The organism is Streptomyces sp. NPDC088817 (genome assembly GCF_044750345.1).
Classification (GTDB): Bacteria; Actinomycetota; Actinomycetes; order Streptomycetales; family Streptomycetaceae; genus Streptomyces.
This window is the reverse complement of sequence record NZ_JBIVJN010000013.1, coordinates 66,910-92,568: the sequence shown is the minus strand read 5'-3', so window position 1 is coordinate 92,568 and position 25,659 is coordinate 66,910. Positions and strand designations below refer to the sequence as shown.

Below are 25,659 nucleotides of genomic sequence, written 5' to 3'. Positions count from 1 at the left end.
ATCCATCCTGTCGCCTAATGCCGAGGACCGACGCCGCCGTGTTCGATACTCTCTCCGACCGCCTCTCAGCCACCTTCAAGTCCCTCAGGGGCAAGGGGCGCCTCAGCGAAGCGGACATCGACGCCACGGCTCGCGAGATCCGCATCGCGCTGCTCGAGGCCGACGTCGCCCTCCCGGTCGTGCGTTCGTTCATCAAGAACGTCAAGGAGCGCGCTCTCGGCGCCGAGGTGTCCAAGGCGCTGAACCCGGCCCAGCAGGTCCTCAAGGTCGTCAACGACGAGCTGGTGACCATCCTCGGCGGGGAGACCCGCCGGCTGCGCTTCGCCAAGCAGCCGCCCACCGTGATCATGCTGGCCGGTCTCCAGGGTGCCGGTAAGACCACCCTCGCGGGCAAGCTCGGCAGGTGGCTCAAGGAGCAGGGCCACTCCCCGCTGCTGGTCGCCTGTGACCTCCAGCGCCCGAACGCCGTCAACCAGCTCAGCGTCGTCGCCGAGCGCGCCGGCGTCGCCGTGTACGCGCCCGAGCCGGGCAACGGCGTGGGCGACCCGGTCAAGGTCGCCAAGGACTCCATCGAGTACGCGCGGACCCAGGTCCACGACATCGTGATCGTGGACACCGCCGGCCGCCTCGGCATCGACCAGGAGATGATGCAGCAGGCGGCGGACATCAGGGACGTCGTCAGCCCCGACGAGATCCTGTTCGTCGTCGACGCGATGATCGGCCAGGACGCCGTCAACACCGCCGAGGCCTTCCGCGACGGCGTCGGCTTCGACGGCGTGGTGCTGTCCAAGCTCGACGGTGACGCCCGCGGTGGCGCGGCCCTGTCGATCCGGCAGATCACCGGCAAGCCGATCATGTTCGCGTCCAACGGTGAGAAGCTCGACGACTTCGACGCCTTCCACCCGGACCGGATGGCCTCCCGCATCCTCGACATGGGTGACCTGCTCACCCTGATCGAGCAGGCGGAGAAGACGTTCAGCCAGGAAGAGGCCGAGAAGATGGCCTCCAAGCTGGCGTCCAAGAAGGGCCAGGACTTCACCCTGGACGACTTCCTGGCCCAGATGGAGCAGGTCAGGAAGATGGGCAGCATCAGCAAGCTGCTCGGCATGCTGCCCGGCATGGGCCAGATCAAGGACCAGATCAACAACATCGACGAGCGGGACGTCGACCGCACGGCCGCCATCATCAAGTCGATGACGCCGGGCGAGCGCCAGGACCCGACCGTCATCAACGGCTCGCGCCGTGCCCGTATCGCCAAGGGTTCCGGCGTCGAGGTCAGCGCGGTGAAGAACCTGGTCGAGCGGTTCTTCGAGGCGCGCAAGATGATGTCCCGCATGGCCCAGGGCGGCGGGATGCCCGGCATGCCGGGGATCCCGGGCATGGGCGGCGGTCCCGGCCGGAGCAAGAAGCAGCCGAAGAAGGCCAAGGGCAAGCAGCGCTCCGGCAACCCGATGAAGCGCAAGCAGCAGGAGCAGGAGGAGGCCGAGCGCCGCGCAGCCGCCCAGTCCGGCGGCGCCCTCGGACTGCCGCAGCAGGGCGGCCAGGACTTCGAGCTTCCGGACGAGTTCAAGAAGTTCATGGGCTGAGGCCCACCCCGAGCGCCGTGGGGGACACGCGTGTCACCCGTACGGCGTCCGGACGACGACGAAGGGCGCCCTTCCACGGAGGGGCGCCCTCAGCGCGTGCCGGGTTACGCCATGTGCCGTAACGTCCAGATATGAGCAATGCCGCGCCACCGCGCGATGGCTCTGACCAGCCGTGGCGTACCGAGGGCACGCCGGACGAGCCGCCCGGGCGCCCCGGTGGCAGGCGGACGCGCGGCAGGTGGTGGGGGCTCCTCGTCACCGCGGTGATCGTCTTCCTGGTGGCGTACGGCGGGCTGAGCTACTACAACCAGGGCAACGAGCCGACGATCTCGTACACCGAGTTCAGCAGGCAGCTCGGCGCCGGCAACGTCGGCACGATCTACTCCAAGGGCGACGCGATCCAGGGCCGGCTCAGGAGCGCCCAGACCAATCCGCAGGGCGGGGGGAAGTACACCAAGTTCAAGACCCAGCGTCCGGCCTTCGCGGACGACAGGCTCTGGCAGAGCCTGAGCAGTCATCACGTCACGGTGACCGCGCAGCCGGTCGTGCAGGAGCGCGGCCTGCTGCCGAACCTGCTGCTCTCGCTGGCGCCGATCGTGGTGCTGGCAGCGCTGTGGATCTTCTTCGCGCGGCGGATCGGCTCGGGTCTCGGCGGGCCGGGCGGTCTGCTGGGGCGCAAGACGCCGCCACGGCCGGTCGAACTCCAGCCGGGCACCCAGCGCACCACCTTCGCGGACGTGGCGGGCATCGACGAGGTCAAGGGCGAGCTGGACGACGTCGTGGACTTCCTGGAGCATCCGGACGCCTACCGCCACATGGGCGCGAAGATGCCGCGCGGGGTGCTGCTCACGGGGGCGCCGGGCACCGGCAAGACGTTGCTCGCGCGGGCCGTGGCCGGTGAGGCGGGTGTGCCGTTCTTCTCGGCGTCGGCGTCCGAGTTCATCGAGATGATCGTGGGGGTGGGTGCCTCCCGGGTGCGCGAGCTGTTCGCCGAGGCCCGCAAGGTGGCGCCGTCGATCGTGTTCATCGACGAGATCGACACCATCGGCCGGGCCCGGGGCGGCGGCGCCTCGATGGGCGGGCACGACGAGCGCGAGCAGACGCTGAACCAGATCCTGACGGAGATGGACGGCTTCTCCGGCTCGGAGGGCGTCATCGTGCTCGCCGCCACGAACCGCGCCGACGTGCTGGACCCCGCGCTGACCCGGCCGGGCCGTTTCGACCGGGTGGTGAGCGTCTCGCCGCCGGACCGGGGCGGCCGCGAGGCGATCCTGCGGATCCACACCCGCCGGATCCCGCTCGCCCCGGACGTGGACCTCGCCCGGGTGGCGCGTACGACGCCGGGCATGACCGGGGCGGAGCTGGCCAACCTCGCCAACGAGGCCGCCCTGCTCGCGGTCAAGCGGCGGCAGGAGCAGGTGACGCAGGCCGACTTCTCGGAGGCGCTGGAGAAGGTCCAGCTCGGCGCCGAACGCGCGCTGGTGATGCCCGAGGAGGAGCGCAGGCGTACCGCGTACCACGAGAGCGGGCACGCCCTGCTGGGCATGCTCCAACCCGGTGCCGACCCCGTACGCAAGATCACCATCGTGCCGCGCGGCAGGGCGCTCGGGGTGACGCTGTCGACGCCCGAGTCCGACAAGTACGCGTACACGGAGGAGTACCTGCGGGGCCGCATCATCGGCGCGCTGGGCGGCATGGCGGCGGAGCACGTCGTCTACGGGGTGATCACGACCGGCTCCGAGCACGACCTGGAACAGGTCACCGGCATCGCGCGCGGGATGGTGGCCCGCTGGGGCATGAGCGAGCATCTGGGCCGTCTCTCCGCCCTGCCGGACGACGCCCAGCAGGCCTACGGGCTCGCCGCCGCCCCGCAGACCCTGGACGCCATCGACAGCGAGATGCGGCGCATCGTCGACGAGTGCTACGAGGAGGCGTGCCGCAAGCTGCGTGACCACCGCGAGCAGCTGGACGCGCTGGCGCAGGCGCTGCTGGAGAACGAGACGCTGGAGGAGGCCGACGCCTACCGGGTCGCCGGGATCACCCGGCTGCGCAAGGAGGCGGAGGCCGGCGACGTCCGGTGAGGCCCGTCCAGCGGGGTTCAGGGCGTCCGTGCGATCAGGTACCGGAAGACGTTGGGCATCCACACGGTGCCGTCCGGCCGCCGGTGCGCGTGCAGGGCCTCAGTGAGTTCCTTGTCGACCTGGTCGTGGTCGGTGGCGGCGACGGCCGCGTCGAACAGCCCCGTGGAGAGCAGTCCGCGTACCGCGCTGTCGACGTCGGCGTACCCGAACGGGCAGGCGACGCGCCCGGAGCCGTCGGGCCGCAGGCCTGCTCGCTGGGCCACCTCCTCCAGGTCGTCGCGCAGGGCGGGGCGCCAGCTTCCGGGACTGCGCAGCGGATCGGCGAGTTTGGTGGCCACCCGCAGCACGGTCGAGGTCGCGCAGCGCTCCGGCGGTCCCCAGCCGGCCAGGACCACGGGCGCCCCCTTCTCGGCGAGCGGTGTCGCGGCGGCGAGCAGACCGGCGAGCCCCTCCGAGTCGCCCGCGAGGCAGCCGATCGGCTCGAAGGCGGTCACGAGGGTGTACGGGTCGGCGCCGGGGCGGGCCGCGTCCCGTGGTGATCCGTCGACGATCCGGGCGGTCGTACGCGTGCGTGTGTCCCACGGCTCCGGCAGCAGCCGCTGCCGGGCGAGGGCGAGCCGTTCCGGGCAGGAGCGGTCGACGCCGGTGACCGTCGCGCCTCTGGCCGAGGCCAGGAGCACGGCGAGTCCGGAACCGCAGCCGAGGGCCAGCAGCCGGGTGCCGGAGCCCACCTCCAGCCGCGCGTAGACGGCCTCGTGGAGCGGGACCAGCATCCGCTCCTGGATCTCGGACCAGTCACGCGCGCGTGCGCGTGGCTCCGCTTCGGCCGCTGTTGCCGTGTCGCGTAAGTGCTGCCGCACGAGCGCAGGTGTCATGGATAGGCGCCCCAATCCGCCGAGTGCTGCCGTTGTGCCCGGTTCCGTGGCCCCCGTGCAGTGCGCTCCCACTTCCCCCGTATGCCAGGTAACTCCGAGCCCTTGCCCGCGTCCAGGGGTCGCGGGGCCCCGCTTGCGTCCTGGGGCGGAACGGGACGGGATTTCACGCACCGGCAACCTGGGGCCGAGATCGACGTGGCCGGAAGTCGGCTGTTTCGTGGGCCGGTGCCCTGGGGCGCGAGCGCACCGGGTAACGTCGGGGGTCTGCGACCGGTTGAGGCTCTTTGGCCCGGGAAGCGGCCGAAACGCCTCTTGCGTGTGGCCCGATCCCGTCGCCCCCGGCGTGCGGGAGCGTCGTACGCGCCGGTGCGTACTCCCCTTGCGCACCACCTTGGGAGGAGCTGTGCGGCTTCTCCGCAGATCAGCGCACCCGCCCTCGTCAGGACGCATCAGTGACGACTGACGGGTACGTGCAAATTATTTGGGATGCCCCGGAATAGGAACACAGCGGCCCTCCGGCTCGTTGTCATTACGTGAGCACGACACCACCTGTTCTCGCCGCAGAGCTGGCGCAGGCGTGGGCCGACATTCAGCGGTACCACCCCGAGCTGCCGGACCTTGCCGCGCCTGAGTCCCTGATCGGGGAGTCCTCGTCCGCGTGCGGACATGAACTCTCCTTCGAGCGACTGCTTCACGAGGCAGTCCATGGCGTAGCCGCCGCGCGCGGTGTACGCGACACGTCCCGCGCAGGCCGCTACCACAACCGCAGGTTCCTCGCGATCTCCGAGGAGCTGGGCCTGGACCACCCCGAGGAGCCGCATCCGAGCAGCGGCTTCTCACTGGTCACGCTCAGCCCCGAGGCGAAGCGGCGCTACCGTCCCACGATCGAGCGCCTCCAGCGCGCGCTGAAGGCGCACTCGGCCGCCACCTCCGCCGACACCGGGCGCAGCTTCCGCGGACCCGCCGCCCGGCACGGCTCCTCCGGGGGCGGGGTCAGGGTCAAGGCGGTCTGCGACTGCGGCCGCAACGTACGGGTCGTCCCCTCGGTCCTGGCCCAGGCCCCGATCATGTGCGGCGGCTGCGGCAAGCCGTTCAGGATCCCGGAGCCGGTGGGCGCGGCGGCCGGCTGACCGGCCGACGGCGTCCCGGCATCTCGTGGGTGCCGGACGAGCAGCAGGACGGTGCGCGGGGCGCCGCCGATCGCGGCGGCGTCCCCGCCGGGGCGGGCGGGCGCCCGCGTTCCACGGCACCCGGGGCGCCGGGTGCCGCTCAGTCGTGCCCGGGAGCGGCCCCGGCGACCTCCGCGGAAAGGGCCCCACCGGGTGTGGCACAATGGCTAGCTGTACTCGACAGCCGCACAGGACCCCTCTCTCCTCCGGCTGACGCGTCCATCGGGCACTCGGGTACCGCAACCCCACGCGGCGTCTCCGCCGTGCCCAACCACGTCAATTCCAGGAGAACCCACTCCCGTGGCAGTCAAGATCAAGCTGAAGCGTCTGGGCAAGATCCGTTCGCCTCACTACCGCATCGTCGTCGCCGACTCCCGTACCCGCCGTGACGGCCGGGCCATCGAGGAGATCGGTCTGTACCACCCGGTGCAGAACCCCTCGCGCATCGAGGTCAACGCCGAGCGTGTGGCGTACTGGCTCTCCGTCGGCGCCCAGCCGACCGAGCCCGTGCTCGCCATCCTGAAGAAGACCGGCGACTGGCAGAAGTTCAAGGGCGAGCCCGCCCCTGCTCCGCTGCTCCAGCCGGTCGAGAAGGCCGTTCGCCCGTCGTTCGAGGCCCTCGGTGGTGACGACGAGAACAAGGGTGAGGCCATCACCCAGAAGAAGAAGGCTGAGAAGAAGGACGAGGCCGGCGCCGAGTCTTCTTCGGCTGAGTCGACCGAGGCCTGAGCAGCATGCTCGAGGAGGCGCTTGAGCACCTCGTGAAGGGCATCGTCGACAACCCTGACGATGTGCAGGTCGCCTCGCGCGACCTGCGTCGCGGGCGCGTGCTCGAGGTCCGGGTCCACCCGGACGACCTCGGTAAGGTGATCGGTCGCAACGGCCGCACCGCGCGCGCCCTGCGCACCGTCGTGGGCGCCATCGGCGGCCGCGGAGTCCGTGTCGACCTCGTCGACGTGGACCACGTCCGCTGACGCTTTTCGCAACCGGCTCGGGCCGGGGAGGGCCGCTGGGCCTTCCCCGGCCCGTAGTCGTATGAGCCGCCCGGCGGCTCGTGTACTGACGTTCCGACAGGAGATCTTCCACGTGCAGCTGGTAGTCGCACGGATCGGCCGCGCCCACGGCATCAAGGGCGAGGTCACCGTCGAGGTACGTACCGACGAGCCCGAACTGCGGCTCGCTCCCGGCGCCGTCCTGGCCACCGACCCGGCGTCCGCCGGCCCGCTGACCATCGAGACGGGCCGCGTCCACAGCGGTCGCCTCCTGCTGCGTTTCGAGGGCGTGCGCGACCGCGGCGCCGCCGAGGCCCTGCGCAACACCCTCCTGATCGCCGAGATCGACCCGGAGGAGCTTCCCGAGGGCGAGGACGAGTACTACGACCACCAGCTGATCGACCTCGACGTCGTTCTGGAGGACGGCACGGAGATCGGCCGGATCACCGAGATCTCCCACCTGCCCTCCCAGGACCTGCTGATCGTCGAGCGTCCGGACGGCACCGAGGTGATGATCCCGTTCGTCGGGGAGATCGTCACCGAGATCGACCTGGAGGAGCAGCGGGCGGTCGTCGTCCCGCCACCCGGCCTCATCGACGACCGCTCCGAGTCCGACGAGGCCGCCGAAGCGCCCGGCGCCCCCTCCCGCACGCCCGCAGAGCACTCGGAGGACGCCGAGCACACGGAGGACGAGTCCTGATGCGGCTCGACGTCGTCACGATCTTCCCCGAGTACCTGGAACCCCTGAACGTCTCCCTCGTCGGCAAGGCACGCGCGCGCGGGCAGCTGAACGTGCACGTCCACGATCTGCGCGACTGGACCCACGACCGCCACCACACGGTTGACGACACGCCCTACGGCGGCGGTCCCGGCATGGTCATGAAGACCGAGCCCTGGGGCGACGCCCTGGACACCGTCCTCGCCGACGGCTACGAGAGCGGCTCCCACGAGCCCGCGCTCATCGTCCCGACACCCAGCGGCCGCCCCTTCACCCAGGAGCTCGCCGTGGAGCTCTCCGAGCGTCCCTGGCTGATCTTCACACCGGCCCGCTACGAGGGCATCGACCGCCGGGTGATGGACGAGTACGCCACCCGCATGCCCGTCCACGAGGTCTCCATCGGCGACTACGTCCTCGCCGGCGGCGAGGCGGCCGTACTGGTCGTCACCGAGGCCGTGGCGCGGCTGCTGCCCGGCGTCCTGGGCAACGCCGAGTCGCACCGCGACGACTCCTTCGCGCCCGGCACCATGGCCAACCTCCTGGAGGGCCCCGTCTACACCAAGCCGCCCGTCTGGCGCGGCCAGGGCATCCCCGAGGTGCTGCTCAGCGGCCACCACGGGAAGATCGCCCGCTGGCGGCGCGACGAGGCACTGAGGCGTACGACGGCCCACCGGCCCGACCTGATCGAGCGCTGCGATCCGAAGGTCTTCGACAAGAAGGACCGCGAGATGCTGTCCATCCTGGGCTGGGCGCCGGACCCCGAGGGCGGGGCGCGGGGCCGATTTTGGCGCAGGACCGACGGCGTGGAACAATAGACCGCTGTTGTGCGCCGTCCGGCGTGCGCCCCTGCCACAGGGGGACACGACGCCCGTTCCGACCCGCGCGGCACCCATCCCGTACTTCTAGTTCCCGTTGATGGCCTGTGGCATCAACGAAGAAAGCAGACGAAATGTCTCACCTGCTCGACACCGTCGACGCCGCGTCGCTGCGCGACGACGTCCCGGCCTTCCGCCCGGGCGACACCGTCAACGTGCACGTCCGCGTCATCGAGGGCAACCGCTCCCGTGTGCAGCAGTTCAAGGGCGTGGTCATCCGTCGCCAGGGCTCCGGCGTGCGCGAGACCTTCACGGTCCGCAAGGTCTCCTTCTCCGTCGGCGTCGAGCGCACCTTCCCGGTGCACACCCCGATCGTCGAGAAGATCGAGCTCGTCACCAGGGGTGACGTGCGCCGCGCCAAGCTGTACTACCTGCGTGAGCTGCGCGGCAAGGCCGCGAAGATCAAGGAGAAGCGCGAGAACTGAGCGCCTCCCGGAGTTCATGGCGGGGCCGGATAACATTCGGCCCCGATGGACACCGAAGCACAGCAGACGGAGCGCGACCGCTCCTCCCGCCCTTGTGACGGCGAACCCGGGACGACCCCGGGGACGCGGGGGCCGGAGGAACGGTCGCGTTTCGCGTTGATCTCGCGGATCACCGAGTGGCTCCCCGGCGGGAGGATCGCCCTGACCGCGCTGAGCTGCATGGTCCTCCTGCTGCTCCTCAACACGTTCGTGATCCAGCCGTTCGAGATTCCGAGCGGATCCATGGAGCCGGGATTGAGGATCGGGGACCGCGTTGCCGTAAACAAGTTGGCGTACCGTTTCGGAGCCGCACCGCGGCGCGGCGACGTCGTCGTGTTCGACGGCACCGGGTACTTCGGGGACGGCGACTACATCAAACGCGTTGTGGGTGTAGGCGGAGACCATGTGGTCTGCTGTGACAAGGAGGGCAGAATCCAGGTGAACGGCCGGTCGGCCGACGAGTCGGCGTTCCTCTATCCCGGTGACAGCCCGTCCACCGTGCCCTTCGACGTGGTCGTGCCCGAGGGCACCCTGTTCGTCCTCGGCGACCACCGCGGCGACTCCAGCGACTCCCGCGACCATCTCGGCTCGCCGGGCGGCGGCATGATCCCGGTCGGCGAGGTGATCGGCCGGGCCGACTGGATCGTCTGGCCCTTCGGCCACCGGACCCACCTGCACCGCCCGGACGCGTACGCGCGCGTACCCGCCGCCGGACACGTGGACGGCAGCCATGGGTAGCCGCGGCAGACCGCGCGGCGTCTCCGCCAACGCCGCCGACAACCTCCTGCCCACCGGGGCACGGCGCGCCACCGGCTCGGCCGGCGGCCGAAGCCGCGCGGAGCGGCGCAAGCTGCAACGCAAGGTCAAGCGGAAGCGCAGGCGCTCCGCGGTCCGGGAGATACCGCTCCTGGTCGGCGTCGCCGTCCTCATAGCCCTGGTGCTGAAGACCTTCCTCGTGCAGGCCTTCGTGATCCCGTCCGGCTCCATGGAGCAGACCATCCGGATCGGCGACCGGGTCCTGGTCGACAAGTTCACCCCGTGGTTCGGCGCCAAGCCGCAGCGCGGGGACGTCGTCGTCTTCCACGACCCGGGCGGCTGGCTGGCCGGGGAGCAGACCGCACACACGGACGACCCCGTCGGCGTCAAGCAGGTCAAGCAGGGTCTGACCTTCATCGGCCTGCTGCCCTCCGACGACGAGAAGGACCTCATCAAGCGGGTCGTCGGCGTCGGCGGTGACCACGTCAAGTGCTGCGACACCCAGGGAAGGATGACCGTCAACGGCGTTCCCCTGAACGAGACGGACTACCTCCATCCGGGAAACGCACCCTCCAACACCCAGTTCGACATCACCGTCCCCCCGGGCCGGCTGTGGGTGATGGGCGACCACCGGGACAACTCCGCCGACTCGCGGGCCCACCAGGACACCCCGTACGGTGGCACCGTCGCGGAGACGTCCGTGGTGGGGCGGGCCATGGTCATCGGCTGGCCCTTCGGCCACTGGACCATGCTGAGGGAGCCGAAAACCTTCTCCTCGGTGCCCGACGCGGCGGCGGGGTCGACCGCCGCTGCCCGGCTGTCGCATAGGGTTGCCCCAGACGATCCGAACGGATCGGTTCGACTCCCGAGCCCTGCGGAACTCCCGCTCGTTATGGGAGTGGTGGGCCTGCGCCGCGCATGGGGCAGGCGGCGGCACGGAGTGAGGAGTTGGCGTGGGGGATGTGGCGGTTGGCGCACGGTCCGGACACGACGGCGAGGAGCACCGCGGACACCCCGAGCAAGCGGCGGACCCCGCTGCGCGTGGCGCCGTGGCCTCCGGAAGTGAGAGCGAAGCAGCCGAGGACGGCACGGTGACGGAGTACAACGACGGCGGTGACCGGGGGAGCGGAGGCACGCCCGAGGCGAGGAAGCCCCGCTCCTTCTGGAAGGAGCTGCCCATCCTGATCGGTATCGCGCTGGTGCTGGCGCTGCTGATCAAGACCTTCCTCGTACAGGCGTTCTCGATTCCCTCGGACTCGATGCAGAACACCCTTCAGCGGGGCGACCGCGTCCTGGTCGACAAGCTGACCCCGTGGTTCGGCTCCGAGCCCGAGCGCGGCGAGGTCGTCGTGTTCCACGACCCGGACGACTGGCTGGCGGGCGAGCCGGCGGCCAGCCCGAACGCGCTGCAGACGGTGCTCAGCTGGATCGGCCTGATGCCGTCCGCTGAGGAGAAGGACCTCATCAAGCGGGTCATCGGCGTCGGCGGCGACACCGTCGAGTGCAAGAACACCGGCCCGCTGCTGGTCAACGGCAAGCCGCTGGACGAGCAGTCGTACGTCTACGCGGGCAACACGCCGTGCAGCGTCGACGACCAGGGCGGCCAGTTCAAGGTGCACGTGCCCAAGGGCTTCATCTGGGTGATGGGCGACCACCGGCAGAACTCCCGGGACTCGCGCTACAACCAGAGCGACAAGAACCACGGCATGGTCCCGGTGAAGGAGGTCGTCGGCCGCGCCATCGTCAAGGCCTGGCCGATCAACCGCTGGGGCACGCTGCCCGTCCCGGACACCTTCGACCAGCAGGGCATCAACCAGCAGTCCTCGGCGGCGGGCGCCCTGTCGGTGGCCCCCGAGGGTGTGGCCCTGACCGCGGTCGTGCCGATGGCGGTGTGGCGGCGCAGGCGGGCCGCGAAGGCCGCGGCCGGCACGGGCACGCCGACGACGGCCACGGGAGGCCGCTGAGCCCCCGTCCGGGGCGGCCCGCGCTCGTCCGTCCACCGCTGTGAAGCCCTTGTGGAGCATGCGGCGGTGGCCGGGAAGGAGGGGCTGCCCCGTTCCGGTACCGACCGGTAGGGTGCGGGTCCATGGGTGGTGAGAGCGCGACACGTACGGACCCGCGCAGCGGCGGCACAGGCAGGACCCCGGTGGGCGGCAGAGCCGGACAGCGGTTGTCCGGGCTGGCCGTGGCCGTGGGGCTGGTGCTGTTCCTCGCGGGATTCGCGTGGGCGGTGGTGATCTACCGCCCGTACACCGTGCCCACCGGCTCGATGGAGCCGACGATCGGCATCGGCGACCGGGTGCTGGCCCAGCGGGTCGACGGCGGCCAGGTGCACCGCGGTGACGTGGTCGTCTTCCACGACAGGAACTGGGTGCAGAACTCCGCCGTGATCAAACGCGTGGTCGCCGTCGGCGGCGACACCGTCTCCTGCTGCGAGAAGGGCAGGCTGACCGTCAACGGCAAGCAGGTCGACGAGCCGTACCTGAAGGGCGACGTCGCCGAGGCCGGCGGCTTCCCGACCGTGAAGGTGCCCAAGGGCCGGCTGTTCCTGCTCGGCGACGAACGCCACGGCTCCCTGGACTCCACCGCCCACCTCACCGACGCGGCCGCGGGCACTGTCTCCCGCGACGCCGTGGACGCCCGGGTCGACGCCGTCGTCTGGCCCATGAAGGGCCTGCTGGAGCGCCCCACCGGCTTCGAGGCGCTCGGTGCCCTCTCCCAGCCGGGACCGCTGCGCACGATCACCACGATGATCGTGGCGGGCGCCGTCCTGGTCCTCGCCGGGGGCGCCTACGGCCCGATCGCGGCGCGGCTGGGCGGCTCGCGCGCCCGCACCCGGACGGAGCCGGCCGGTGCTCGCTGAGGACGCCGGGGGCGCCGGGAACACGGACGGCCACCGCGGAGGGCTGCGCAAGGTCGCACGGGTGGTCCTGCTCGACCCCGAGGACCGCATCCTGCTGCTGCACGGCCACGAGCCGGACGACCCGGCCGACGACTGGTGGTTCACCCCGGGCGGCGGCCTGGAGGGCGCCGAGACGCGCGAGGAGGCCGCCCTGCGGGAACTCGCCGAGGAGACCGGCATCACCGGGGTCGAACTCGGTCCGGTGCTGTGGCGCCGGACGTGCTCGTTCCCGTTCGCGGGCCGACGCTGGAACCAGGACGAGTGGTACTACCTGGCCCGTACGGACCGGACGGCGGTCGAGGCCACGGCCCTGACGGAGCTGGAGCGGCGCAGCGTCGCCGGAGCGCGCTGGTGGACGTGTCAGGAACTGATCCGGGCACATGAGACGGTGTATCCGACCAGACTCGCCGAGCTGCTGCGCACACTGCTCGACGAAGGTCCCCCGGCCGGGCCCGTGACCCTCGACACCGAAATCGTCTAGGGCCTCGTGGGACTGGCGCACAATGGTGGGATCGCACGGCTGAAGGGGAACATGCCATGAGCGCCGAGGACCTCGAGAAGTACGAGACCGAGATGGAGCTCAAGCTCTACCGGGAGTACCGCGATGTCGTCGGTCTGTTCAAATACGTGATCGAGACCGAGCGGCGCTTCTACCTCACCAACGACTACGAGATGCAGGTCCACTCGGTGCAGGGTGAGGTGTTCTTCGAGGTGTCGATGGCCGACGCCTGGGTGTGGGACATGTACCGGCCGGCCCGGTTCGTGAAGCAGGTGCGCGTCCTCACGTTCAAGGACGTGAACATCGAGGAGCTGAACAAGAGCGATCTGGAGCTGCCGGGAGGGTGACGGCGTTGTCCACAACCGGTGAGTAGCCCACCAAGATCCACTCCATGGGGCCGGATGCGTGACCGTGGGCGCCGGAGGTGGTGCCGACATGAACGCACGGAGCGCGCTCGGCAGGTACGGAGAGGGCCTGGCGGCCCGGCGGCTGACACAGACCGGCATGACGGTCCTGGAGCGCAACTGGCGCTGCGGCAGGACCGGTGAGATCGACATCGTGGCCCGGGACGGCGACGTCCTGGTCGTCTGCGAGGTGAAGACCCGCCGGGTGGGGCTCTTCGAGCACCCGATGGCCGCGGTGACACCGGAGAAGGCCGAGCGGCTGCGCGGCCTCGCGGAACGCTGGATCCAGTCCCACGGCGGGGCGCCGCCGGGAGGCGTCCGCATCGACCTGGTCGGCGTCGTGCTGCCCCGGCGCGGCGCCCCCGTGGTCGAGCACGTACGGGGGGCCGCCTGATGGGCTTCGCGCGTACGTGCTCCGTGGCCCTCGTCGGTGTCGAGGGCGTGGTCGTCGAGGTCCAGGCCGACCTGGAACCGGGCGTCGCCGCCTTCACCCTGGTGGGCCTGCCGGACAAGAGCCTGACCGAGAGCCGGGACCGGGTGCGGGCCGCGGTGGTCAACTCCGGTGGCGAGTGGCCGCAGAAGAAGCTCACGGTCGGACTCAGCCCGGCCTCGGTGCCCAAGGCCGGCAGCGGCTTCGACCTGGCCGTGGCCTGCGCGGTGCTCGGCGCCGCCGAGCGGATCGACCCCCGGGTGCTCGCCGACATCGTGATGATCGGGGAGCTCGGCCTGGACGGGCGGGTGCGCCCCGTCAGGGGCATCCTGCCGGCGGTGCTGGCCGCCGCCGACTCCGGGTACGAGCAGATGGTCGTGCCCGAGTGCGCCGCCGCCGAGGCCGCGCTGGTGCCCGGCGTCTCCGTCCTCGGCGTCCGAAGCCTGCGGCAGCTGATCGCGGTGCTGACCGACGAGCCGGTGCCCGAGGAGGACCCGGACGAGCAGGGGCGACCGGACCCGCTCCTCGCGGGCCTGCGCCTGCCCGGCACGGGCGCGGCCGCCGGAATGCACAGCGTGGGCGCCGCCCAGCAGGACCAGGGACACGACCTCGCCGACGTCGTCGGCCAGGTCTCGGCCCGTACGGCGGTGGAGGTCGCCGCTGCCGGGGCGCACCACCTGTTCCTCGAAGGACCGCCGGGCGCGGGCAAGACCATGCTCGCCGAGCGGCTGCCCGCCCTGCTGCCCCGCCTCCCCCGGGAGGAGTCCCTGGAGGTGACGGCGATCCACTCGGTGGCCGGACTCCTGCCGCCGGGCAGACCGCTGATCGACCTCGCCCCTTACTGCGCCCCGCACCACTCGGCCACCATGCAGGCCCTCGTCGGCGGCGGCCCGGGCGTCGCCAGGCCGGGGGCCGTGTCGCTGGCCCACCGAGGCGTGCTCTTTCTGGACGAGACCCCCGAGTTCAGCAGCCACGCGCTCGACGCCCTGCGCCAGCCGCTGGAGGCGGGCCATGTGGTGATCGCCCGCAGCGCCGGGGTGGTGCGGTACCCGGCGAAGTTCCTGATGGTGCTCGCGGCCAACCCCTGCCCCTGCGGACGGTTCTCGCTGCGGGACACCCTGTGCGAGTGCCCGCCCTCGGCGGTCCGCCGCTACCAGGCCAGACTGTCCGGGCCGCTGCTCGACCGGGTCGACCTGCGGGTCGAGGTCGACCCGGTCACCCGCTCCGAACTCGCCCGGCGCGACGCCGGGGGCGAGGCCACGGCGGCGGTGGCCGACCGGGTGCGGGCCGCCAGGGAACGCGCGGCGGCCCGGCTGGCGGGCACGCCGTGGCGGACCAACAGCGAGGTGCCCGGCCGCGAGCTGCGCAGCCGCTGGCAGGCGGCGGCCGGCGCCATGGACGAGGCCGAGCGCGGTCTGGAGCGGGGCAGCCTCACCGCGCGCGGACTCGACCGTGTCCTGCGGGTCGCCTGGACGGTCGCGGACCTCGCCGGCCACGACCGGCCCGACGCGTCGGACGTCGCCCTGGCGCTGCAACTGCGCACCGGAGTGCCCCGGGGCGTGCCCATGGCCATCGGGGCGCCGGCGTGAACACCGTCCCGCCCCCGGACGGCGAGCTGCTCGCCCGGGTCTTCCTCAGCCGGGTCCTGGAGCCCGGGGACGCGGTCGGCGGCCGGTGGCTGCGGGAGCTCGGGGCGGTGGAGGTGGCCCGGCGGCTGCGTGACGGCGCCCCGCGGCTCGCCGGGGTGTCGGACAAGCGGTGGGCGGGGCTGTGCGCCCGGGCGGCACGGGCCGAGCCCGGACGGGACCTCGCCGCGGCGCGGGAGGCCGGGGTGCGGTTCGTGCGCCCCGGGGACACCGAGTGGCCGGCACAGCTCGACGACCTCGGCGACGCGCGGCCCACGGGACTGTGGGTGCGTGGCCGGCCGAGCCTGCGCATATGGGTGCTGCGCTCGGTCGCGGTCGTCGGCGCCCGCGCCTGCACCCAGTACGGCGCCCACATGGCCGCGGCCCTCGCCGCCGGCCTCGCGGAGCAGGGCTGGGTCGTGGTCTCCGGTGGCGCCTACGGAGTCGACGGCGCCGCCCACCGCGGCGCGCTCGCCGCGGGCGGCGCCACCGTCGCCGTACTGGCCTGCGGCGTCGACCGGCCCTATCCGCGCGGGCACACCGAGTTGATCAGCAGGATCGCGCAGCAGGGACTGGTGGTCGGCGAACTGCCGCCCGGTGACCACCCGACGCCGAGCCGGTTCATCGTCCGCAACCGGGTGATCGCGGCGCTCACCCGGGGCACCGTGGTCGTGGAGGCCGCCCACCGCAGCGGATCGCTGGTCACCGCGCGGGCGGCCCTGCGGCTGGGACGGCACACCATGGGGGTGCCCGGCCCGGCCACCAGCGCGCTCTCCGCCGGTGTCCACGAACTCCTGCGCGGCGGGGCGGTGCTGGTCACCGACGCCGCGGAAGTCGTCGAACTCGTCGGCGACATGGGGGAACTCGCCCCGGACCGGCGCGGTCCCGTACTCCCGCGCGACCTGCTGGAACCGGACGCGCGGCAGGTTCTGGCCGCGTTGCCGGCGCGCGGCGGGGCGACGCCGGACGAGATCGCCCGCGATGCCCGGACGACCACGGACGACGCGATCGCGAAACTGTACGAACTCCTGTCACTGGGTTACGTCGAACGACATGGCGAGGGATGGAAGTTGACACGCCAGGCGCTGATCTCGGCCCGGGAGGGCCGCGAGCGGTGCTGACCGAGCGTGTTCGGCCGCCCGGGGGAGGCCCGACGCCAGGGGTGATTCCCGCAGTTGGACGTCGTGACGGTCACCGAGGGTGACAGGCATGACCCGGCGGGGCGCATCGCGGAACGAATCTGCGCACGCTTCGCGCCCCGCCCTTCGCACACCGCGACACTTCAGTCACGCTACGCTCACGTGGTTCGGACCGCAGACACCCTCCAGACCGACAGCTCACTCGGATGCCCGCATTCCACGGCAGAACGACACAAGGCGACTAATGCCCCAGCACACCTCCGGGCCCGACCGGGCGGCGATCCCCCCAGCCGCCCGCGACGGTGGCAGCGTGCGGCCGCCCGCTCCCTCGACGCTCGAGGAACTGTGGCGGTCGTACAAGGCGACGGGGGACGACCGGTTGCGGGAGCAGCTGATCCTGCACTACTCGCCGCTGGTGAAGTACGTGGCGGGCCGGGTGAGCGTCGGCCTGCCGCCCAATGTGGAGCAGGCCGATTTCGTCTCCTCCGGGGTCTTCGGGCTCATCGACGCGATCGAGAAGTTCGACATCGAGCGCGAGATCAAGTTCGAGACCTACGCGATCACCCGGATCCGGGGCGCGATGATCGACGAGCTGCGGGCGCTGGACTGGATCCCCCGCTCGGTGCGGCAGAAGGCGCGGAACGTGGAGCGGGCGTACGCGACCCTGGAGGCCCGGTTGCGGCGTACCCCGACGGAGGTCGAGGTGGCCGCGGAGATGGGCATCGCGGTCGACGAACTCCATGCTGTTTTCAGCCAGTTGTCGCTGGCCAACGTGGTGGCGCTGGAGGAGCTGCTGCATGTGGGCGGCGAGGGCGGCGACCGGCTGAGCCTGATGGACACGCTGGAGGACACCGCCGCCGACAACCCGGTGGAGGTGGCCGAGGACCGGGAACTGCGCACGTTCCTGGCCCGGGCGATCAACACGCTGCCCGAGCGGGAGAAGACCGTCGTGATGCTCTACTACTACGAGGGCCTCACGCTCGCCGAGATCGGCCATGTGCTCGGTGTGACCGAGAGCCGGGTCAGCCAGATCCACACCAAATCGGTGCTCCAGCTGCGGGCGAAGCTGGCGAGCTTCGGCCGCTGACCCGGCCGGAGTCACTCCCGGTCCGGGTGGCACGTCCGTAAAGTGGTTGACGTGCCAAGGATTCGAGCGGCCTCCGTGGCCGAGCACCGGTCGATGCAGCGAGCCGCCCTGCTGGACGCGGCGAGGACCCTGCTGTCCGAGGGCGGTACGGAGGCGCTGACCTTCCCGGCCCTGGCGGAGCGGACGGGGCTCGCGCGGTCGTCGGTGTACGAGTATTTCCGGTCGCGGGCCGCCGTGGTCGAGGAGCTGTGCGAGGCCGACTTCCCGGTGTGGGCCGCTGAGGTCGAGGCCGCGATGGCCTCCCTCGACGGGCCCGCGGCCAAGGTCGAGGCGTATGTGCGCAAGCAGCTGGAGCTGGTCGGCGACCGGCGGCACCGGGCCGTCGTGGCGATCTCGGCGAGCGAGCTGGACGCGGGCGCCCGGGAGAAGATCCGGGCCGCCCACGGCGGGCTCGTCGCCATGATCGTGGAGGCGCTCGGCGAGCTGGGCCACGAGCAGCCGCGGCTGGCGGCGATGCTGCTTCAGGGCGTGGTGGACGCGGCGGTGCGGCGCATCGAGCTGGGCGCCGCGGAGGATCCGGCGTCCATCGCCGAGGCCGCGGTCGCCATGGCCCTGCACGGCGTCTGCGGCTGACACCGCGGCGAGGCGCCACTGCCACCGCCCTCCGTGAGCTGGGCCGGGACACTGGGGCTCTCTAGGGCAGTGGCACCCCCAGGACCGGGAGCAGTCTCGTCGGTCCGTTCAGGAGCCATGGGGGGAGCAGGAGGAGCGGGTTCAGGTAGGTCGTGCCGCGCAGGAGGCCCCAGTGGACGCACGGGCCTTCGCAATGCCGGCCCGTCGCCTCGACCGTCCCGACGACCGCGCCCGCCGCCACCTCGTCGCCCTGCTTCACCGACGCCGTCACCGGCTCGTACGTCGTCCGAAGCGGTGGTTCTCCGGTGCCCGTCAGCTCGATCGACACCACGCCCCGGCCGGCCACCGGGCCCGCGAAGAACACCCGCCCCGCCGCCACCGCCCGGACCTGAGCACCCGGCGGCGCTCCCAGGTCCACGCCCCGGTGTCCGGGCCCGTAGACCGTCGCCGGTGGATCCCAGCCGCGCAGCACCCCGGGTCGCACCCCCACCGGCCACACCCGGCCCACGGCGGGCACCGGCGGATCCCCCGGCGCGGCAGGGCCGGCGTCCGCCCAGGCCGTCCGCGTCGCCGAGCCCGTCGGCGTCACCGAGCCCGCCGGTGTCGCCGAGGCCGTGAGCGTCATCAGGAGCACCGAGGCCATCAGCGTCGGCGACGCCATCAGCGCCACCGAGGTCGCCGGCGCCGCCTCCCGCCGACGCAGAAGACGCCGCCGGACGCCGGCGCCCGTCCATCGCATCGCACGCATCCGAAACATGCGCCCACCGTCCCGCACCCCGCCGTCGGCGACCGTCAACCTGTGGACGACTCACGCATTGTGGACAGCGGCGTCACCCGGGGCCCCGCGGGTCCCGTACACTTCTGGTGGCGACCCGGGTCACCGGGTCGACTTCGCACGCCCCGACACCCGGACCGGCAACGGCCGGTGTCAGCGCCCCTCGGTCCTTCGTGGCACGGCGCGCCGCGGGCGTCAGGCGCGGAAGCCGTCCGGCATCCGCGGCACAACCGAGAAACTCAAGGAGATACGGCCATGGCCGTCGTCACGATGCGGGAGCTGCTGGAGAGCGGCGTCCACTTCGGTCACCAGACCCGTCGCTGGAACCCGAAGATGAAGCGCTTCATCTTCACCGAGCGCAACGGCATCTACATCATCGACCTGCTCCAGTCGCTGTCGTACATCGACCGCGCCTACGAGTTCGTCAAGGAGACCGTCGCCCACGGCGGCACGGTGATGTTCGTCGGTACGAAGAAGCAGGCGCAGGAGGCCATCGCCGAGCAGGCCACCCGCGTCGGCATGCCCTACGTCAACCAGCGCTGGCTGGGCGGCATGCTCACCAACTTCTCGACCGTCTACAAGCGCCTGCAGCGCCTGAAGGAGCTCGAGCAGATCGACTTCGAGGACGTCGCGGCCTCCGGTCTGACCAAGAAGGAGCTCCTGGTCCTCTCCCGCGAGAAGGCCAAGCTGGAGAAGACCCTCGGCGGTATCCGCGAGATGCAGAAGGTGCCCAGCGCCGTCTGGATCGTGGACACCAAGAAGGAGCACATCGCGGTCGGCGAGGCCCGGAAGCTCAACATCCCGGTCGTCGCCATCCTCGACACCAACTGCGACCCCGACGAGGTCGACTACAAGATCCCGGGCAACGACGACGCGATCCGCTCCGTCACCCTGCTCACCCGCGTGATCGCTGACGCCGTCGCCGAGGGCCTCATCGCCCGTTCCGGCGTCGCCACCGAGGGCAAGGGCGAGAAGGCCGCGGGCGAGCCGCTCGCCGAGTGGGAGCGCGACCTGCTCGAGGGCGAGAAGAAGGCCGAGGAGACCCCGGCTGCTGAGACCCCGGCCGCGGAGGCCCCGGCTGCTGAGACCCCGGCCGCGGAGGCCCCGGCTGCTGAGACCCCGGCCGCGGAGGCCCCGGCTGCGGAGGCTCCCGCCACGGAGGCCCCTGCCGCTGCCGAGGCGCCGGCCGCCGAGGGCGAGCAGGCCTGACCCGTCAGCGCCAGCGTTGACGGCGGGAGCGGCGACATGAAGTCCGCTCCCGCCGTTCACCCGTAGGTCAGCACCGAGTCGGGAACCTGCATCTACATGTAGACCGCAGACCCGTGCAGATCTTCGATCCTCCAGACTTCGAGAAAGATTCACAGACTCATGGCGAACTACACCGCCGCTGACGTCAAGAAGCTCCGTGAGCTCACCGGCGCCGGCATGATGGACTGCAAGAAGGCGCTGGACGAGGCCGAGGGCAACGTCGAGAAGGCCGTCGAGGCGCTCCGTATCAAGGGCCAGAAGGGCGTCGCCAAGCGCGAGGGCCGCTCCGCCGAGAACGGCGCCGTGGTCTCGATCATCGCCGACGACAACTCCTCCGGTGTCCTCGTCGAGCTGAAGTGCGAGACGGACTTCGTCGCCAAGGGCGAGAAGTTCCAGGCCGCCGCCCGCGCGATCGCCGAGCACGTCGCCAAGTCCGCCCCGGCCGACCTCGAGGCCCTGCTCGCCTCCGAGATCGAGGCCGGCAAGACCGTCCAGGCGTTCGTGGACGAGGCCAACGCCAACCTCGGCGAGAAGATCGTCCTGGACCGCTTCGCGCAGTTCTCCGACGGCTTCGTGGTCGCGTACATGCACCGCACGATGCCCGACCTGCCCCCGCAGATCGGTGTCCTCGTCGAGCTCGACAAGCAGACCGATGAGAGCGCTGCGGTCGCCAAGGGCATCGCCCAGCACATCGCCGCCTTCGCGCCGAAGTACCTCGCCAAGGAGGACGTGCCGGCCGACATCGTCGAGTCCGAGCGCCGTGTCGCCGAGGAGACCACCCGCGCCGAGGGCAAGCCCGAGGCCGCGATCGCCAAGATCGTCGAGGGTCGTCTCAACGGCTTCTTCAAGGACGCGACGCTGCTCGGCCAGCCCTACGCCCTGGACAACAAGAAGTCGGTCCAGAAGGTTCTGGACGAGGCCGGTGTCACCCTGAAGCGCTTCACGCGCATCAAGGTCGGCATCTGAGTCCACGGTCCGTACCGCGACGGACCCCCGACCCCGATAGGGTCGACAGCAGTCGTCCACGTCGCGCGCGTGTGCAGCCACACACGCGCGCGTGACGGACGGCAGCAGATCTGACAAGGAGGCCATTGCCGCTGCATGGGATGCGAATCACGCCCCACCGGCAATGGCCTTCTTCGCATGTGCACCACGTAACAGAGGCGGGATCTCATGACCACCAAGGCCCAGAAGAGCGACGACGGCAAAGTACCCGGCCGGTTTCTGCTGAAGCTGTCCGGAGAGGCCTTCTCCGGCGGCGGGGGCCTGGGAGTCGACCCGGACGTGGTGCACGCCATCGCCCGTGAGATCGCGGCCGTCGTACGCGACGGAGCGCAGATCGCGGTCGTGATCGGCGGCGGCAACTTCTTCCGCGGCGCCGAACTCCAGCAGCGCGGCATGGACCGCGCCCGCTCGGACTACATGGGCATGCTCGGCACCGTGATGAACTGCCTCGCCCTGCAGGACTTCCTGGAGAAGGAAGGCATCGACAGCCGGGTCCAGACCGCCATCACCATGGGTCAGGTCGCCGAGCCGTACATCCCGCTGCGCGCCGTGCGCCACCTGGAGAAGGGCCGCGTGGTCATCTTCGGCGCCGGTATGGGCATGCCGTACTTCTCCACCGACACCACCGCCGCCCAGCGCGCCCTGGAGATCGACGCCGAGGCGCTGCTCATGGGCAAGAACGGCGTGGACGGGGTTTACGACTCCGACCCGAAGGCCAACCCGGACGCCGTGAAGTTCGACTCCCTCGGCTACGGCGAGGTCATCACGCGGGACCTGAAGGTCGCCGACGCGACGGCGATCACGCTGTGCCGGGACAACAAGCTCGCGATCGTCGTCTTCGAGCTCCTGAAGGAGGGCAATATCGCCCGCGCCGTCAAGGGTGAGAAGATCGGCACGCTGGTGGGTGACCAGGGCAGCCGGGACTGACCGGCGGGCCCCGTACCGCGGGTCGCCGGAAAGAGACCTGTCCGGGCGACGGACAGGACGGACTCCGGCCGGAGGATGGACAATGTCCTGCCGGTCGGGAACCGTGCAGGAAGAACGCGACGAGCCGGCCGCCGGTCCCGACAGGGAGCCGCAGCCGGGCCTACTCAAGACACGCAGGAGCAAGTGGTGATCGAAGAGACCCTCCTCGAGGCCGAGGAGAAGATGGAGAAGGCCGTCGTGGTCGCCAAGGAGGACTTCGCCGCGATCCGCACCGGCCGTGCGCACCCGGCGATGTTCAACAAGATCGTGGCCGATTACTACGGCGCGCCGACGCCGATCAACCAGCTGGCCTCGTTCTCCGTGCCGGAGCCGCGCATGGCCGTCGTGACCCCGTTCGACAAGACGGCGCTGCGCAACATCGAGCAGGCGATCCGCGACTCCGACCTGGGCGTCAACCCGAGCAACGACGGCAACATCATCCGCGTGGTGTTCCCCGAGCTGACCGAGGAGCGCCGCCGCGACTACATCAAGGTCGCCAAGGGCAAGGGCGAGGACGCCAAGGTGTCCATCCGCTCCGTGCGCCGCAAGGCCAAGGACGCCATCGACAAGCTGATCAAGGACGGCGAGGTCGGCGAGGACGAGGGCCGTCGTGCGGAGAAGGAGCTCGACGACACCACCGCGAAGTACGTGGCGCAGGTGGACGAGCTGCTGAAGCACAAGGAAGCGGAGCTGCTCGAAGTCTGATGGACGACACTTCCTGGGGAGCGCCGCGGCAGGCCGGGTACCGGGGACCCGTGGACGGGCCATCCGCCCATCAGGGGGGATCCGTCCCGGGGGCCGCTCCGGCGGGTGCCGCGTACGATGCGCATGACGCCCAGCGGACCCGCCCCATGCCCGTCGTGCCCGACGCGCCCGCTCACGGCGGAAACCAGGATGACGACCGGGGTGCCGCCCAGCCGGGCGGCGCCTCGTTTCGCGACACGCCGCAGCAGCCGCACCGAGCGCCGCAGCCGTGGCCCCACGACACGCCGCAGACACCGTCCTTCCACGGGACGGCGTCGCAGAATCCGGAGCCCATGCACGACGCCCCGCAGCCGGCGCCCGCGCCGCAGAAGAAGAACGCGGGCCGTGACCTGGGCGCCGCCATAGGCGTCGGCCTCGGGCTCGGCGCGGTGATCGTCGTGTCGCTGTTCGTCGTGAAGGCCGTCTTCGTGGGCGTCGTCGCGATCGCGGTCGTGGTGGGCCTGTGGGAGCTCACCAGCCGGCTCGCGGAGCGCAAGGGCATCAAGGCGCCGCTCGTGCCGCTGGCGGTCGGCGGCGCGGCGATGGTCGTCGCCGGGTACGTCCGGGGTGCCGAGGGCGCCTGGGTGGCGATGGCGCTGACGGCGCTCGCGGTCCTGGTCTGGCGTATGACGGAACCGCCGGAGGGCTACCTCAAGGACGTCACGGCCGGCGTCTTCGCGGCGTTCTACGTGCCGTTCCTGGCCACGTTCGTCGCGATGATGCTGACCGCGGACGACGGTCCGCGCCGCGTGCTGACCTTCCTCCTGCTCACGGTCGTCAGCGACACGGGCGCGTACGCCGTCGGCTGGCGCTTCGGCCGGCACAAGCTCGCCCCACGCATCAGCCCGGGCAAGACCCGCGAGGGCCTGTTCGGAGCGGTGGCCTTCGCGATGGTGGCGGGCGCGCTGTGCATGCAGTTCCTGATCGACGACGGCGTCTGGTGGCAGGGCCTGCTGCTCGGCCTCGCGGTCGCCGCCACCGCCACCCTCGGCGACCTCGGCGAGTCCATGATCAAGCGGGACCTGGGGATCAAGGACATGGGCACGCTGCTCCCGGGCCACGGGGGCATCATGGACCGCCTGGACTCCCTGCTGCCCACGGCGCCGGTGGCCTGGCTCCTGCTGGTCCTCTTCGTCGGCTCCGCCTGATCCCACGGCCAGTCGTCGGCTCCGCCTGATCCCACGGCCAACCATCGAGCCCCCACCCGGACCGGGTGGGGGCTCGATGCCGTTCTCCTCGTGTATGAGGGTTCAGCGGCCAACCACCGGTCACGTCTCTCCCCTTGGCGGACTCACTCACCCCCTGCCGGACACCTCCGGAGTGTGCCACGCCCGCCGGGGCCGTCCGAGGCGCCGCAGGTCACCCAAGTGGATCTGCGACACTGGTACCACCATGCCCAAGCCCGGAGAACTTACTTTCGTCGCGCCGCGCGGTGCCAAGAAGCCGCCGCGGCATCTTGCCGATCTGTCGCCCGCCGAGCGCAAGGAGGCCGTCGCCGCGATCGGCGAGAAGCCGTTCCGTGCGAAGCAGCTCTCGCAGCACTACTTCGCGCGGTACGCGCACGACCCGGAGCAGTGGACCGACATCCCCACCGGGTCCCGCGCCAAGCTCCAGGAGGCGCTGCTTCCCGAGCTGATGACGGTCGTACGGCATCTGTCGACCGACCAGGGGACCACCCGCAAGACGCTGTGGCGCCTGTTCGACGGCACGCTCGTGGAGTCGGTGCTCATGCGCTACCCGGACCGGGTGACCATGTGCATCAGCTCGCAGGCGGGCTGCGGCATGAACTGCCCGTTCTGCGCCACGGGACAGGCCGGGCTCGACCGGAACCTGTCCACCGCCGAGATCGTGCACCAGATCGTCGACGGGATGCGCGCCCTGCGGGACGGCGAGGTGCCCGGTGGTCCCGCGCGCCTGTCGAACATCGTCTTCATGGGCATGGGCGAGCCGCTCGCCAACTACAACCGCGTCGTCGGTGCCATCCGCGCCCTGACCGACCCCGAGCCGGACGGGCTCGGCCTGTCCCAGCGCGGGATCACCGTCTCGACGGTGGGTCTCGTGCCGGCGATCCACCGGTTCTCCGACGAGGGCTTCAAGTGCCGGCTCGCCATCTCCCTGCACGCGCCCGACGACGAACTGCGCGACACGCTCGTCCCGGTCAACACACGGTGGAAGGTGCGGGAGGTGCTCGACGCCGGATTCGAGTACACCGCCAGGTCCGGGCGCCGGCTGTCCATCGAGTACGCGCTGATCCGGGACATCAACGACCAGGCGTGGCGCGGTGACCGGCTCGGCCGGCTGCTCAAGGGCAAGCCCGTGCACGTCAACCTGATCCCGCTGAACCCGACGCCCGGCTCGAAGTGGACCGCGTCGCGGCCCGAGGACGAGAAGGCGTTCGTCGAGGCGATCGCCGCCCACGGTGTGCCGGTGACCGTCCGGGACACCCGGGGCCAGGAGATCGACGGCGCCTGCGGTCAGCTGGCCGCCACCGAGAGGTAGCCGCGCGATGGCCGGAAGGTAGGCTGAGAACCTACACATCTTCATATTCCGACAGGGGAGCGCCACAGCGCTGAGAGTGCGGCACCGGCCGCAGACCCTCTGAACCTCGCCCAGGTCATTCTGGGTAGGAAGTTCGGTCACCACTCAAGCTGTTGTGCCCTGCCCGGGTGTCCCTCGCGGATCCCGG

27 protein-coding genes and 1 riboswitch are annotated in these 25,659 nt (G+C 71.2%); of the genes, 25 read left to right on the top strand and 2 right to left on the bottom strand.

The window, feature by feature from the left end; all coding sequences use genetic code 11:
• Positions 1-38: 38 nt before the first annotated feature.
• Positions 39-1,586 (top strand): signal recognition particle protein, encoded by a 1,548-nt coding sequence (gene ffh, locus ACIP4X_RS23600; protein ID WP_358734712.1) that lies wholly within the window; start codon positions 39-41, stop codon positions 1,584-1,586.
• Between the two features lie 131 nt (positions 1,587-1,717).
• Positions 1,718-3,667, top strand: a complete 1,950-nt coding sequence (ftsH, locus tag ACIP4X_RS23595) for an ATP-dependent zinc metalloprotease FtsH (protein ID WP_391458311.1) — start codon at positions 1,718-1,720, stop codon at positions 3,665-3,667.
• 17 nt (positions 3,668-3,684) lie between these two features.
• On the opposite strand, the gene ACIP4X_RS23590 is transcribed toward ftsH, so the two are convergent.
• The gene (locus tag ACIP4X_RS23590; protein WP_391458313.1) at positions 3,685-4,542 is read right to left on the bottom strand and encodes an SAM-dependent methyltransferase; all 858 of its coding nucleotides are present in this window, start codon (positions 4,540-4,542) and stop codon (positions 3,685-3,687) included.
• A 533-nt stretch (positions 4,543-5,075) separates the two neighbouring features.
• On the opposite strand from ACIP4X_RS23590, the gene ACIP4X_RS23585 reads away from it, so the two are divergent.
• From ACIP4X_RS23585 to ACIP4X_RS23505, 17 genes are all read left to right on the top strand, one after another.
• A complete protein-coding gene (locus tag ACIP4X_RS23585; protein WP_358734707.1) occupies positions 5,076-5,672 on the top strand; it encodes a hypothetical protein in 597 nt (198 codons plus the stop codon).
• A 339-nt stretch (positions 5,673-6,011) separates the two neighbouring features.
• On the top strand, positions 6,012-6,440 hold the full coding sequence (gene rpsP / locus ACIP4X_RS23580) for a 30S ribosomal protein S16 (RefSeq protein WP_391458316.1): 429 nt from the start codon (positions 6,012-6,014) through the stop codon (positions 6,438-6,440).
• 5 nt (positions 6,441-6,445) lie between these two features.
• Positions 6,446-6,685 carry an RNA-binding protein gene (locus ACIP4X_RS23575; protein WP_005479813.1) on the top strand — a complete coding sequence of 80 codons (240 nt, stop codon included), beginning with the start codon at positions 6,446-6,448 and terminating at the stop codon, positions 6,683-6,685.
• Between the two features lie 112 nt (positions 6,686-6,797).
• Positions 6,798-7,403 (top strand): ribosome maturation factor RimM, encoded by a 606-nt coding sequence (gene rimM / locus ACIP4X_RS23570; RefSeq protein ID WP_358734703.1) that lies wholly within the window; start codon positions 6,798-6,800, stop codon positions 7,401-7,403.
• Positions 7,403-8,236 (top strand): tRNA (guanosine(37)-N1)-methyltransferase TrmD, encoded by an 834-nt coding sequence (gene trmD, locus ACIP4X_RS23565; RefSeq protein WP_358734701.1) that lies wholly within the window; start codon positions 7,403-7,405, stop codon positions 8,234-8,236. The genes rimM and trmD overlap by 1 nt, the downstream gene beginning before the upstream one ends.
• Positions 8,237-8,370: 134 nt before the next feature.
• Positions 8,371-8,721, top strand: coding sequence for a 50S ribosomal protein L19 (gene rplS, locus ACIP4X_RS23560; protein ID WP_358734699.1), 351 nt, complete (start codon positions 8,371-8,373; stop codon positions 8,719-8,721).
• A 45-nt stretch (positions 8,722-8,766) separates the two neighbouring features.
• Positions 8,767-9,498, top strand: coding sequence for a signal peptidase I (gene lepB / locus ACIP4X_RS23555; RefSeq protein ID WP_391458320.1), 732 nt, complete (start codon positions 8,767-8,769; stop codon positions 9,496-9,498).
• Positions 9,491-10,582 carry a signal peptidase I gene (gene lepB / locus ACIP4X_RS23550; RefSeq protein ID WP_358734695.1) on the top strand — a complete coding sequence of 364 codons (1,092 nt, stop codon included), beginning with the start codon at positions 9,491-9,493 and terminating at the stop codon, positions 10,580-10,582. Before lepB (ACIP4X_RS23555) ends, lepB (ACIP4X_RS23550) begins: the two co-directional genes overlap by 8 nt.
• Entirely contained in the window at positions 10,470-11,480 is a 1,011-nt protein-coding gene (gene lepB, locus ACIP4X_RS23545; RefSeq protein WP_358734693.1) for a signal peptidase I, read from the top strand. Before lepB (ACIP4X_RS23550) ends, lepB (ACIP4X_RS23545) begins: the two co-directional genes overlap by 113 nt.
• 122 nt (positions 11,481-11,602) lie before the next feature.
• Positions 11,603-12,379, top strand: coding sequence for a signal peptidase I (lepB, locus tag ACIP4X_RS23540; RefSeq protein ID WP_391458322.1), 777 nt, complete (start codon positions 11,603-11,605; stop codon positions 12,377-12,379).
• Positions 12,369-12,899, top strand: coding sequence for an NUDIX hydrolase (locus ACIP4X_RS23535; protein ID WP_358734689.1), 531 nt, complete (start codon positions 12,369-12,371; stop codon positions 12,897-12,899). Before lepB (ACIP4X_RS23540) ends, ACIP4X_RS23535 begins: the two co-directional genes overlap by 11 nt.
• A gap of 56 nt (positions 12,900-12,955) precedes the next feature.
• Complete coding sequence (locus ACIP4X_RS23530; RefSeq protein ID WP_003965949.1) at positions 12,956-13,264, top strand: DUF2469 domain-containing protein; 309 nt, start codon at positions 12,956-12,958, stop codon at positions 13,262-13,264.
• A gap of 88 nt (positions 13,265-13,352) precedes the next feature.
• Positions 13,353-13,715 carry a YraN family protein gene (locus ACIP4X_RS23525; RefSeq protein ID WP_358734687.1) on the top strand — a complete coding sequence of 121 codons (363 nt, stop codon included), beginning with the start codon at positions 13,353-13,355 and terminating at the stop codon, positions 13,713-13,715.
• On the top strand, positions 13,715-15,340 hold the full coding sequence (locus ACIP4X_RS23520; RefSeq protein WP_358734685.1) for a YifB family Mg chelatase-like AAA ATPase: 1,626 nt from the start codon (positions 13,715-13,717) through the stop codon (positions 15,338-15,340). Before ACIP4X_RS23525 ends, ACIP4X_RS23520 begins: the two co-directional genes overlap by 1 nt.
• Positions 15,337-16,497 (top strand): DNA-processing protein DprA, encoded by a 1,161-nt coding sequence (gene dprA / locus ACIP4X_RS23515; protein ID WP_358734683.1) that lies wholly within the window; start codon positions 15,337-15,339, stop codon positions 16,495-16,497. Before ACIP4X_RS23520 ends, dprA begins: the two co-directional genes overlap by 4 nt.
• A 262-nt stretch (positions 16,498-16,759) precedes the next feature.
• The gene (gene whiG / locus ACIP4X_RS23510) at positions 16,760-17,602 is read left to right on the top strand and encodes an RNA polymerase sigma factor WhiG (protein ID WP_100571722.1); all 843 of its coding nucleotides are present in this window, start codon (positions 16,760-16,762) and stop codon (positions 17,600-17,602) included.
• Between the two features lie 75 nt (positions 17,603-17,677).
• Positions 17,678-18,235, top strand: coding sequence for a TetR family transcriptional regulator (locus ACIP4X_RS23505; RefSeq protein ID WP_391458400.1), 558 nt, complete (start codon positions 17,678-17,680; stop codon positions 18,233-18,235).
• A 61-nt stretch (positions 18,236-18,296) separates the two neighbouring features.
• Here the strand turns inward: ACIP4X_RS23505 and ACIP4X_RS23500 are convergent, their stop codons facing one another.
• On the bottom strand, positions 18,297-18,974 hold the full coding sequence (locus tag ACIP4X_RS23500; protein WP_391458326.1) for a peptidoglycan DD-metalloendopeptidase family protein: 678 nt from the start codon (positions 18,972-18,974) through the stop codon (positions 18,297-18,299).
• Between the two features lie 291 nt (positions 18,975-19,265).
• On the opposite strand from ACIP4X_RS23500, the gene rpsB reads away from it, so the two are divergent.
• From rpsB to rlmN, 6 genes are all read left to right on the top strand, one after another.
• Positions 19,266-20,219: a 30S ribosomal protein S2 gene (gene rpsB / locus ACIP4X_RS23495; RefSeq protein WP_401350422.1), complete on the top strand. Its 954-nt coding sequence runs from the start codon at positions 19,266-19,268 to the stop codon at positions 20,217-20,219.
• Between the two features lie 159 nt (positions 20,220-20,378).
• The gene (tsf, locus tag ACIP4X_RS23490; RefSeq protein ID WP_358734679.1) at positions 20,379-21,224 is read left to right on the top strand and encodes a translation elongation factor Ts; all 846 of its coding nucleotides are present in this window, start codon (positions 20,379-20,381) and stop codon (positions 21,222-21,224) included.
• Positions 21,225-21,431: 207 nt separating this feature from the next.
• Positions 21,432-22,190 (top strand): UMP kinase, encoded by a 759-nt coding sequence (gene pyrH, locus ACIP4X_RS23485; protein WP_358734677.1) that lies wholly within the window; start codon positions 21,432-21,434, stop codon positions 22,188-22,190.
• 186 nt (positions 22,191-22,376) lie between these two features.
• Positions 22,377-22,934, top strand: a complete 558-nt coding sequence (gene frr / locus ACIP4X_RS23480; protein WP_100571789.1) for a ribosome recycling factor — start codon at positions 22,377-22,379, stop codon at positions 22,932-22,934.
• Entirely contained in the window at positions 22,934-24,121 is a 1,188-nt protein-coding gene (locus ACIP4X_RS23475) for a phosphatidate cytidylyltransferase (RefSeq protein ID WP_358734674.1), read from the top strand. The genes frr and ACIP4X_RS23475 overlap by 1 nt, the downstream gene beginning before the upstream one ends.
• Before the next feature lie 244 nt (positions 24,122-24,365).
• Positions 24,366-25,472: a 23S rRNA (adenine(2503)-C(2))-methyltransferase RlmN gene (gene rlmN / locus ACIP4X_RS23470; RefSeq protein ID WP_401350416.1), complete on the top strand. Its 1,107-nt coding sequence runs from the start codon at positions 24,366-24,368 to the stop codon at positions 25,470-25,472.
• A 43-nt stretch (positions 25,473-25,515) separates the two neighbouring features.
• Positions 25,516-25,621: riboswitch (TPP riboswitch) on the top strand.
• Positions 25,622-25,659 lie beyond the last annotated feature (38 nt).

Bases quoted from the DNA above. Each gene is read 5' to 3' on its own strand.
- ftsH (WP_391458311.1), top strand. From the start codon at position 1,718: ATGAGCAATGCCGCGCCACCGCGCGATGGCTCTGACCAGCCGTGGCGT.
- ACIP4X_RS23590 (WP_391458313.1), bottom strand. From the start codon at position 4,542: ATGACACCTGCGCTCGTGCGGCAGCACTTACGCGACACGGCAACAGCG.
- ACIP4X_RS23575 (WP_005479813.1), top strand. From the start codon at position 6,446: ATGCTCGAGGAGGCGCTTGAGCACCTCGTGAAGGGCATCGTCGACAAC.
- trmD (WP_358734701.1), top strand. From the start codon at position 7,403: ATGCGGCTCGACGTCGTCACGATCTTCCCCGAGTACCTGGAACCCCTG.
- rplS (WP_358734699.1), top strand. From the start codon at position 8,371: ATGTCTCACCTGCTCGACACCGTCGACGCCGCGTCGCTGCGCGACGAC.
- lepB (WP_391458320.1), top strand. From the start codon at position 8,767: ATGGACACCGAAGCACAGCAGACGGAGCGCGACCGCTCCTCCCGCCCT.
- lepB (WP_358734695.1), top strand. From the start codon at position 9,491: ATGGGTAGCCGCGGCAGACCGCGCGGCGTCTCCGCCAACGCCGCCGAC.
- lepB (WP_391458322.1), top strand. From the start codon at position 11,603: ATGGGTGGTGAGAGCGCGACACGTACGGACCCGCGCAGCGGCGGCACA.
- ACIP4X_RS23530 (WP_003965949.1), top strand. From the start codon at position 12,956: ATGAGCGCCGAGGACCTCGAGAAGTACGAGACCGAGATGGAGCTCAAG.
- ACIP4X_RS23525 (WP_358734687.1), top strand. From the start codon at position 13,353: ATGAACGCACGGAGCGCGCTCGGCAGGTACGGAGAGGGCCTGGCGGCC.
- ACIP4X_RS23520 (WP_358734685.1), top strand. From the start codon at position 13,715: ATGGGCTTCGCGCGTACGTGCTCCGTGGCCCTCGTCGGTGTCGAGGGC.
- whiG (WP_100571722.1), top strand. From the start codon at position 16,760: ATGCCCCAGCACACCTCCGGGCCCGACCGGGCGGCGATCCCCCCAGCC.
- ACIP4X_RS23500 (WP_391458326.1), bottom strand. From the start codon at position 18,974: ATGCGATGGACGGGCGCCGGCGTCCGGCGGCGTCTTCTGCGTCGGCGG.
- rpsB (WP_401350422.1), top strand. From the start codon at position 19,266: ATGGCCGTCGTCACGATGCGGGAGCTGCTGGAGAGCGGCGTCCACTTC.
- tsf (WP_358734679.1), top strand. From the start codon at position 20,379: ATGGCGAACTACACCGCCGCTGACGTCAAGAAGCTCCGTGAGCTCACC.
- pyrH (WP_358734677.1), top strand. From the start codon at position 21,432: ATGACCACCAAGGCCCAGAAGAGCGACGACGGCAAAGTACCCGGCCGG.
- ACIP4X_RS23475 (WP_358734674.1), top strand. From the start codon at position 22,934: ATGGACGACACTTCCTGGGGAGCGCCGCGGCAGGCCGGGTACCGGGGA.
- rlmN (WP_401350416.1), top strand. From the start codon at position 24,366: ATGCCCAAGCCCGGAGAACTTACTTTCGTCGCGCCGCGCGGTGCCAAG.